The 7,350-nt window shown below is 55.9% G+C and carries 6 protein-coding genes and 3 pseudogenes; 7 read left to right on the forward strand and 2 right to left on the reverse strand.

The genetic code is table 11. The features are described from left to right. The 5 genes and pseudogenes from CFR72_RS15865 to CFR72_RS15885 all read left to right on the forward strand — a co-directional run. A pseudogene (locus CFR72_RS15865) lies at positions 1 to 90 on the forward strand (IS5-like element ISMex42 family transposase); the annotation flags it as partial. 6 nt (positions 91 to 96) lie between these two features. Beyond that, positions 97 to 582, forward strand: a pseudogene (locus CFR72_RS15870) (chloride channel protein); the annotation flags it as partial. Between the two features lie 66 nt (positions 583 to 648). Further along, positions 649 to 1,143, forward strand: coding sequence for a chloride channel protein (locus tag CFR72_RS15875; protein ID WP_014106951.1), 495 nt, complete (start codon positions 649 to 651; stop codon positions 1,141 to 1,143). Continuing rightward, on the forward strand, positions 1,112 to 1,921 hold the full coding sequence (locus CFR72_RS15880) for an IS5 family transposase (RefSeq protein ID WP_014106903.1): 810 nt from the start codon (positions 1,112 to 1,114) through the stop codon (positions 1,919 to 1,921). The genes CFR72_RS15875 and CFR72_RS15880 overlap by 32 nt, the downstream gene beginning before the upstream one ends. Before the next feature lie 17 nt (positions 1,922 to 1,938). Next, positions 1,939 to 2,835 (forward strand): chloride channel protein, encoded by an 897-nt coding sequence (locus tag CFR72_RS15885; protein WP_014106950.1) that lies wholly within the window; start codon positions 1,939 to 1,941, stop codon positions 2,833 to 2,835. 45 nt (positions 2,836 to 2,880) lie between these two features. On the opposite strand, the gene CFR72_RS15890 is transcribed toward CFR72_RS15885, so the two are convergent. After that, positions 2,881 to 4,143 carry a cation:proton antiporter gene (locus CFR72_RS15890; RefSeq protein ID WP_110914729.1) on the reverse strand — a complete coding sequence of 421 codons (1,263 nt, stop codon included), beginning with the start codon at positions 4,141 to 4,143 and terminating at the stop codon, positions 2,881 to 2,883. Between the two features lie 157 nt (positions 4,144 to 4,300). Here CFR72_RS15890 and CFR72_RS15895 point away from each other — a divergent pair, with 157 nt between their 5' ends. Together CFR72_RS15895 and CFR72_RS15905 are read left to right on the forward strand one after the other, a co-directional pair. After that, positions 4,301 to 5,578, forward strand: a complete 1,278-nt coding sequence (locus CFR72_RS15895; protein ID WP_014106948.1) for a hypothetical protein — start codon at positions 4,301 to 4,303, stop codon at positions 5,576 to 5,578. A gap of 328 nt (positions 5,579 to 5,906) precedes the next feature. After that, positions 5,907 to 6,431: pseudogene (locus tag CFR72_RS15905) on the forward strand (AraC family transcriptional regulator); the annotation flags it as partial. Here the strand turns inward: CFR72_RS15905 and CFR72_RS15910 are convergent. After that, a protein-coding gene (locus tag CFR72_RS15910; RefSeq protein ID WP_110914731.1) for an IS5 family transposase occupies positions 6,422 to 7,188 on the reverse strand; the annotation gives its coding sequence in 2 pieces (ribosomal slippage) (positions 6,422 to 6,858 and positions 6,858 to 7,188; 768 coding nt in all). The pseudogene CFR72_RS15905 and the gene CFR72_RS15910 sit on opposite strands and share 10 nt — an antisense overlap. Positions 7,189 to 7,350: the final 162 nt, after the last annotated feature.

Genomic DNA, 7,350 nt, shown 5'->3' on the forward strand with positions numbered 1-7,350 from the left:
CGCGCTGTCGCAACCAGATATGAAAAAACAGCAACGTCGTTCCTCGCGGTCATCCACATCGCTGCCGCAGCAGACTGGATCAAGCCCTAACAGGCCCTAGTCTCTGACGGGGCGACCTATGGTACGGGCTATCTCCAGGCGCGAGGAATCATAGACGGCACCCTCCATTATCCAGCCTCCTTCTTTTTCCTGAAATACCTCTCCATACTAATCACCTTTTGTTCTGGCATACCTGGCGGCATGTTTGCACCGTCCCTAGCTATCGGTGCTGGCATGGGCGGGTGGATCGGACAGTTCCTACCCCATACCTCTCCAGGTGCTGTCGTTCTGCTTGGGATGGCGGCATATTTCTGTGGCGTTGCCCAATCTCCGCTCACAGCGACGATCATCGTGATGGAGATATGCGATAACCAGCAGGTCACGCTGGCGCTTCTGGCAACCGCATTTCTGGCGTTCGGAGTGTCGCGAATGATCTGCCCTCATCCACTATATTCCGTCCTTGCTACAGGTTTCATGGAAAAGACCGAGCAGAAGGAGATTCAGAAAAAAACTGATCCGAGCCCGGAAACGGGTCCCTCATGAACAGCGACCCGGATCGCAGATGTCGCATTCGAAGCCGGGGAACCTCAGTCAACGAAAGAAGACGCCGTGCTACAGCAGGTGCCAGATAGAACACCGCACTCAGAACGAACCGACAGTTCCTGCAGTCTGGTTTTCCTCGCGTCAGCGTCAATCCTGATCGGTATCGCAACCGGTACGATCTGCGGAACCTTTCGCCTGTTTCTGGAGTGGCTGGAATTCACGCGAACGGAGATGGCCCCTCGGTTTCTGCATGGTTCGCCGTGGGGAGGCTTCTTTCTGGTCGTCGGCGTTGCCCTGGCAGCTCTGGCAGCTGTAGAAATGGTACGCCGCCTTGCACCGCTGGCGGCAGGCAGCGGCATTCCTCATGTCGAAGCCGTGCTATCGGGCATTACCGGCCCGGCGTCATGGCCACTCATCCCGGTCAAATTCGTCGGCGGTCTACTGGCGATTGAGAGCGGTCTGGCCCTGGGACGCGAAGGGCCTAGAGGGTGTTATGTACTTTCGTTCCTGATTGGTGCAGTAATGAGGGATGGCACCCGCACGCAAACCGTATCCCTCTGATGTATCAGACGAAGAATGGTCTCTGGTCGTTCCGTATCTGGTCCTGATGCGAGAGGACGCGGAACAGCGGCGGCATGATCTGCGCGAACTGTTCAACGGGTTGCGCTACGTGATCCGCTACGGGATTGCCTGGCGCGCGATGCCAAACGATCTGCCGCCGTGGTCGGCGGTTTATCAGCAGTCTCGTCGTTGGATGGATGCCGGCTGCTTCGAGACGCTGGCCTGCGATCTACGTGCCGTCTTGCGCATGGCTTCTGGTCGCCTGCCGGAACCCACTGCAGCCATCCTCGACAGCCGGACATTACGTTCGACACCCGAGAGCGGGCCTCGCGCCGGTTACGACGGGGCCAAACGCAAACGGGGCTCGAAGCTGCATATGGCTGTGGATACGCTGGGCCACCTGCTGGCCCTGCATGTCACGCCAGCCAATCGGGATGATCGCGCCGAGGTCGGACGCCTCGCCGCTGCCATTCAGGAGGCCACTGACGAAAGCGTCGAACTGGCCTATGTCGATCAGGGATATACGGGCTCAAAACCAGACGAGGCGGCTCGCACGCACGGTATCGCACTCGAAGTCGTCAAGTTGCCAGAAGCCAAGCGCGGCTTTGTCCTGCTGCCGCGCCGGTGGGTCGTCGAGCGGTCTTTCGCATGGGCCACACGATGCCGCAGGCTCGTCAAGGACTACGAGCGTTACGCTTCAACCCTCGCAAGTCTCCATGTCGTCGCTTTCGCATGTTTCATGCTCAGAAACGCCGCTATACTCGCTCAAGGTGCATAACACCCTCTAGCGTACAGATGGGAGCCGCAGTAGCCGATGCGATCGCACGACGGCTCTCACTGGGACGGGCAGACTGCCGTGCCCTTCTTGCCGCTGGCGCGGGAGCAGGTCTTGCAACGGCCTTCAATGCGCCAGCCGCAGGTGCTGTTTTTGTCCTGGAAGAACTGGTGGGGCAATTTGAGGCGAGAATGGTCTGCGCAGCGCTCGGAGCGTCCATCTCAGCCATTATGTTCAGTCGTGGCATTCTAGGCAGTCAGCCCGATTTCATCGCATCTTATCCGGTTCTACCTACAGCAGTTGCGAAGCAGTTATTCTTTGTCATGACTGGTCTCATGACAGGCCTACTGGCAGTCGGATACAACCGAACAATTCTTGCAGCACTGCGCCTTGCCGACCGTCTGCCTGTCAGCATATACACCAGAGCCACCCTAATCGGCGGACTGGCCGGACTTGTCGTATGGCTTGATCCCCATCTGGCGGGTGGAGGCGACTGGATCACCCAGGCCGCAATAAGTAATACGATAAACTGGCATCTTATTCCCCTCCTGTTCGTTTTCCGCTTGGTATTCGGGGCAGTTTCCTATGCTGCCGCGACACCTGGCGGATTATTCGCGCCTATGCTTGCCTTGGGGGCACTATCAGGGTTGGCCTGCAGCTTTGTCGCACAAATACTGAGCCCGGACACAGCACTGGCGACTGCGCCGTTCGTGATTGTTGGCATGGCTTCAATGTTCGCAGGATCCGTTCGATCACCCGTGACGGGCATTATCCTCGTCATGGAAATGACTGGATCATCCGATCTTGTATTACCGCTCCTGTGCGGAAGCTTCTCAGCAATGGTGGTGGCAGGTGCATGCGGAGATACCCCGATCTACGAGGCCTTACGACTTAGGGCAGCAGTCGGCAGACGCTGACTGATTGACCTACAGGCATTTTGTCGCCGCATGTTTCATGAGAAATCATTCTGGCCCGGATGTTGATGATGGGTAAAGCCTGCGGACGACCCATTCCATGGTCAGTCCCTGTACGATGGTGGTAAACACCACCACACCGTAACAGACAGGCAGCAACAGATTGCGCAATTCACCTGGAGGCAATCCAAGCGCCAGTGAGACCGAGATGCCACCGCGCAAACCACCCCAGGTCAGGATACCAAGAACACGGCCCCGTTCCCATTGTCTGAGATGAATCGGAAGAGTGGAGAACAACACGCTCAGTGCGCGCACGACAATAGACAGCGGAATCACCATGAGCGTCGCCATCATGGTAAACAGACGCTGCGTGATCTCCAGAATTTCAAAACCGATAAGCATGAATAGCAGGACATTCAGCACTTCGTCCATAAGGGTCCACGCGACATCGAGGTTCTGGCGGGATGCTTCATCGAAAACGGAATCGCTATAGCTGGTTTCAAAACACAATCCAGCCACGACGACAGCTATCGCGCCTGACATGCCAAGATGGCTGGCGATACTGAAGGTTCCGGTCGCTAGGGCCAATGACGTCAGCAGATCGATATGCGGATCCCGTTGCTCCTTGAGTACACGAAGCGCGATCCATCCGGTCATGGCACCTAACAGACCACCACCAAGCGCCTCACGGCAAAAGCTGAGCACAATCGCAGAAGCGGCCAGACCCTGACTGTCTCCGGTCGCCAACCCGATCGTCACACCAAAAATAACAACTCCCACACCGTCATTGAACAGACTCTCGCCCGCGAAAACTGCCTGAAGTGGTCCCGGAAGTCGCAGACGCTTCAGCATGCCCACGACCGAAACCGGATCTGTGGGTGCGAGAATCGCACCGAGCACGATGCACCATGAAAACGGAACGGCATGGCCCATCAGGGGCAAAATACTCCAGACTGCACCCGCCAGAAGGACCACAGCCAACACCGTTCCAAGGACAGAGAGGGCTGTCACGGACATCAATTTGGCACGCAGGTGCCCGACATCAACCTGCATGGCTCCCGCAAAGAGAAGAAGTGACAGCACACCGTTCAGAAGCGCTACTGGTAGATTGATGATCCCCAGCATAGACCGCGACAGAGCCTGCAGATCATAGTCCGGAATCAGCAGGTTCAAAGCCACAACCAGCAGGGATGCCAGCAGCGAAAAGATCAGGACACCGATTGTCGCTGGAACGCGAAACGTGTGGTGATTGAGAATGCTAAAGGCTGCGGCGAGCACGAAAAGCAGGGCAATAAGGCTGATAGTATCCATTATATGATCGCTGGCCCTTCTGATGTTTTGCGTCAAGGAAAACCGGCGTCGGCACCCCAAGCGAAATGCCGGCCACTATGCGAGACCCGGCAGGTGTTGACCTATATCCCTGTTACAATCAGTATCTGGGGAGAACGGAATGTTAGTTTGCGGGTAAATGACAGACCTCATTCGAGACCTTATCCTTCGCTGGCGAGATGATCCGGCAGGGACCTATCAGAGTTGGTTCTTGTGGGATGAACGCCTCAAAAACTTCCGGTCTATCCGTCGCGGTCTGCAGCTGGTTGTGGCTGAGATAGCCGCTGGTACATTCGGGGTTGCCTATCGTGGCTCCTCCTTGGAAACAGTTGTACATTCGATTGCTGAGCAGCGTCAGATTTTCAAGGGTGCGGATCATGCATTCTTGTGGAAACCGAAGTTACGCATTCCCGACATCTACGAAAATCCCGCCAATCAGAAAGCATTTGGGCAGCTTCTCGATACCTGTCTGTGCTGCAATACCGAAGAGCATGTAGTCTCGGCCATTCATGCAATCGACGCCAGGAAGATAAAAGGGCTGGGGCCAGCTGTCGCCAATCTGCTGTATTTCCTGCATCCCACGATCATGCCACCTTTCAATACGGCGATCGTGAAGGGCTATAACGCCCTGACCGGATCAAAGGTGAAGCTGGGGCGATGGGAGGAATATCTTGCCATGCGGCAAGGGATACTAAAGCTGAATGCAACCTATCGTGCGCTGCTTTCCAATGATCTTGGTGCTATCGGAGGACTGCTGTTTGATCTCGGAAGCGGACGTTATACAGCGCCGCCTCTCGAAGATAACGAAACAGCACGAAAACTCTGGGAAGCCGATCTTCACCAGGTTAGGGAGCAGAGCGCAAAAGAGGCCCGAACTCTCGCTGCGGAGCGGGAAACAGATCATACTCATACCGAGATTCAGGGATGGCTTCGTGATCTGGGGCTCTCCTTGGGTTACGATGTCTGGATTGCCGCCAATGATCGCAGCCGTCCATGGCAGGACGGCAAGCTGGGGGATGGTTGCCTGTCGGTATTGCCGGGGTTCACGACGGAAACGCAGGGAGCGGAATCCGTGCGTCTGATCGACGTCTTATGGCTTGACCAGGAAAGCCATAGGATTGTTGCAGCATTCGAGGTTGAGCACTCAACGACCATCTATTCCGGTATCGTGCGGATGCTCGACCTTGCTCTCGGGTCAGCGGCGCAGGCTCTGGAAGGGATGTTCCTTGTCGCGCCGGACAAGCGGGAGATTGATGTGCGGGAACAGTTGAAGCGACCGGCTTTCAGCAGGATTGCTGATCTGAAAGTCCGGTATCTGCCTTATGGAGCACTGGAGAAGGATCGTGAGGCAATCAGGCGTTTTGGCCATGGTCTGAAACCGATACAGAGCATTTCCCATCTTCTGACCCCAGTGTGATATCTGCACTACATCGCCTGTTCTGACGCAAGTTACGATAAGATTGAAGCGACTGCAGCCCACCCTCGCATTGACCCCTTATCGGTCGTATTAGGCTTCGCCTTATTCGCGGCCGTAACCGCGGCTTTCGCCATCGAATCAGCCTCGCCTGCAGTGATCATGATTGGTATCACGATATGGAGGCTGACATTTGGCGAAGTCACGACGTTGCTCCAAACCGCGCTGGCCGATACGGCCAGGAAGATGCCGGGATGATGATCCGGGCCTTTCCAATCTGGAACTTTAGGGTCGTGAAAGAAAGCCTGTTCCAGACCAACATTTTATGATGCGGATATTCCGTCGGCCGCAACACGAAGATGAAGAGCTTGTCCCGGCTGTGGCCGAACATTTTCTGGTGCGGGTCATCTCAGGAGAAGCACAGGTCGAGGAACGCGAACTGACAGGTGAATGGACGAAAAGTGAGGCCGGGTCCGGATCATTTTTCCTGACACAGACCGATGCGCCTTACCTCATGCGCTGGCAGGCTGATCCGGACCGTCCGTTTGAAGTCCTGCATCTTTATCTGGGCCCTACTCTGGTGAACCGCGTCGCCCGATCGTTAGGGCTTAATCCATCACGGCTTTCCATGCGCGCAATTTCCGGTGTTCAGGACGCATTTATCTCTGGCGTTCTGACAGGCCTGACGGCCGAGATCCAGACGACTCATTCGGCCAGTTCTCTATTTGTGAACGGACTTCTGGAAAGTCTGACCGTCCATCTTCTCCGTCATTATGCCCAGACACAGCCTTCGCCCACGTCCAGACCCGCACAACTGCCAGCGTGGAAGCTACGTAGGCTCAGGACTCATAGCCAGAACAAGACGGTTGCGGCGAGGCAGACTGCCGAGAAGAAGACGGTCGGGCATCTGTCATAGCGTGTTGCGACCCGTCTCCAGTCCTTGAGCCTGCTGAACATGATCTCGATACGGTGGCGTATTTTGTATTTCCGTTTGTCGTATTTGACCGGTTTTGCACGAGATTTTCGACCAGGAATACAGGGTTTGATCCCTTTCTCCTCCAGGGCCTCTCTGAACCAGTCAGCGTCATAGCCCCGGTCTGCCAGCATCCATTCGGCTGGTGGCAGACTGTCCAGAAGGGCAGCGGCACCAGTATAATCACTGATCTGACCTGCTGTCATGAAGAAGTCGAGCGGACGTCCGTTCCGGTCGGTGACAGCATGCAGCTTCGTATTCATCCCGCCTTTGGTCCGCCCGATCAAACGGCCTGAGCCCCCTTTTTTAACCGCAGGCTCGAAGCCGTGCGATGTGCCTTGAAATAGGTCGCATCAATCATGATTGTCTGAGGCTCTGCCTTGCCAGTAGCCAGTCCCTCCATCATGCGGATGAATACCCCCATAGCGCTCCAGCGCTTCCAGCGCTTCCAGCGGTTGTAGAGCGTCTTGTGTGGACCGTATTCCCGGGGCGCATCACGCCAGCGCAGACCATTTCTGTTCACGAAAATGATCCCGCTCAACACACGACGATCATCAACGCGAGGTTTGCCATGGCTCTTCGGGAAAAAGGGCCGCAGACGATCCATCTGCTCCTCCGTCAACCAATACAGGTCACTCATCTTCAGTCTCCTCACAGAGGCTGAATCAGATTTCCGCAATCATATCAATGGGTCCTGAGCCTAGCACTACAGTTGCATTTTGTGTCGTGAGTGAGCGCGGATAGCACTGGCCTGATGCGTTCGTCGAAAGACGGACCATCTGAGGATGTGAGAGACGGGTAG

The organism is Gluconacetobacter entanii (genome assembly GCF_003206495.1).
Taxonomy (GTDB): domain Bacteria; phylum Pseudomonadota; class Alphaproteobacteria; order Acetobacterales; family Acetobacteraceae; genus Novacetimonas; species Novacetimonas entanii.